The organism is Acidovorax sp. HMWF029 (assembly GCF_003060895.1).
GTDB lineage: Bacteria > Pseudomonadota > Gammaproteobacteria > Burkholderiales > Burkholderiaceae_C > Acidovorax.
Genome location: NZ_QAIH01000146.1, coordinates 1 through 2060, shown reverse-complemented (window position 1 = coordinate 2060; position 2060 = coordinate 1). Strand labels below are relative to the sequence as shown.

Genomic DNA, 2060 nt, shown 5'->3' with positions numbered 1-2060 from the left:
CACCAACGCACCTGCCCGCCCGCCCGTCGGCCACAAAACCCCGCAAACCAGCCGCCCCCCGCGCCATCTCCTGGCCCGTTCCCATCGGCATCGCCGCCCGGCGCGCGGGCATCTCGGCGCGCATGGTGCGGCACTACGAATCGCTGGGCCTCATCAGTGGCGTGGCCCGCACCGACAGCGGCTACCGCCAGTACACCGAGGCCGACGTGCACGCCCTGCACTTCATCCGCCGCAGCCGCGACCTGGGCTTCTCGATGGAAGAAATCGCCGAGCTGCTGGGCCTGTGGCACGACCGCAGCCGCGCCAGCCGCCAGGTCAAACGCATCGCCCAGCAACACATCGACGACCTGAGCGAACGCATCGCCCAAATGCAGGCCATGCAGCGCAGCCTGCAGACCCTGGTGTCCTGCTGCAAAGGCAACGACCGGCCCGACTGCCCCATCCTGGACGACCTGGCGGCGGGGCCCAACATGCCTCGCAGCACGGCGCCGCACAAAACGCTATCAAATAAATAGCTACAAAGTCTTACCCATCGCGCGGAGAAGGCCAAAAAACCTTGAAACTCCTGCACCTACACGTGCACCTACACATGCACCACACGTGCTCCCACGCTGCCACACACCTTTGTGGCACGCCCCCCATGGCAGACTCTCAGGCTTTCCCACAGCCCCCTACAGACTGCCCCCATGCTCACCGGTGACCTGCGCAACAAAGTCGATCAAGTCTGGAACGCCTTCTGGTCCGGCGGCATCGCCAACCCCATTGAAGTCATCGAGCAAATCACCTACCTGCTCTTTCTGCGCGCCCTCGACAGCGACCAGACCCGCGAAGACAACAAAGCCCTGCGCCTCAAAACCCAGCCCGTGCGCATCATCCCTACGGGCTTGGACCCCAACGGCAGGCCGCTGGAAGACATGCGCTGGTCGCGCTTCAAGAACATGGCGCCCGCCGAGATGTTCGACGTGCTCAGCAACCAAGTCTTCCCCTTCCTGCGCGGCTTGCAGATGTCCGGCGGCCCTGCTGCCGAAACCGCGTTTGCGCACCACATGCGCGATGCCCGCTTCACCATCCCCACGCCCGGCCTGCTCGCCAAGGTGGTGGATTTGCTCGACACCATCCCCCTCGACGACCGCGACACCAAGGGCGACCTGTACGAATACATGCTCGGCAAAATCGCCTCTGCCGGGCAGAACGGGCAATTCAGAACGCCCCGCCACATCATCGACTTGATGGTGGCCCTCACGGCCCCCACACCGCAAGACACCATCTGCGACCCGGCCAGCGGCACCTGCGGCTTCTTGGTCGCCGCAGGCGAATACCTGCGCCGCACCTACCCCGACATGCTGCGCGTGCCCGCACAAAACAAGCACTTCCACAGCGGCATGTTCCACGGCTACGACTTTGACAACACCATGCTGCGCATTGGCAGCATGAACATGGTGCTGCACGGCGTGGAACACCCCGCCATCGAATACCGCGACTCGCTGGCCGAAGGCGCGGCGGGTGACGCCGAGGCCTACAGCCTCATCCTGGCCAACCCGCCCTTTGCAGGCAGCCTGGACTACGAAAACACCGCCAAGGATTTGCAGCAAACCGTCAAAACCAAAAAGACCGAGCTGCTCTTCTTGGCCCTGTTCCTGCGCCTGCTCAAAACCGGCGGGCGGGCGGCGGTCATCGTGCCCGACGGCGTGCTCTTTGGCAGCAGCAAAGCCCACAAAGAACTGCGCCGCAAGCTGGTGGAAGAGCAAAAGCTCGACGCCGTCATCAGCCTGCCCGGCGGCGTGTTCAAGCCCTACGCGGGCGTCAGCACCGCCATCCTGCTGTTCACCAAAACCATGAGCGGCGGCACCGACCACGTGTGGTTCTACGACATGCAAGCCGACGGCTGGAGCCTGGACGACAAACGCCAGCCCCTGCTGGATGCAAGCCTTTTAGGCCTGCAGCGCTTTGTGGACGGGCGCAACCAGCTATCAGAAACAGAGCACACCAAAAACAACCTGCCCGACGTGCTGGAGCGCTGGCGCTCCCTGCACCCCACCGGCCCCCGTGCGCCCCACACC

2 protein-coding genes are annotated in these 2060 nt (G+C 64.3%); both read left to right on the top strand.

Annotated features, from left to right (window positions below; translation table 11 throughout):
• The first annotated feature begins 11 nt into the window (after nt 1-11).
• Nucleotides 12-515 (top strand): Cu(I)-responsive transcriptional regulator, encoded by a 504-nt coding sequence (gene cueR / locus DBR12_RS09975; protein WP_108617099.1) that lies wholly within the window; start codon nt 12-14, stop codon nt 513-515.
• 171 nt (nt 516-686) lie between these two features.
• On the top strand, nt 687-2060 hold a 1374-nt coding region (locus DBR12_RS09970; protein WP_108617098.1), incomplete at its 3' end, for a class I SAM-dependent DNA methyltransferase.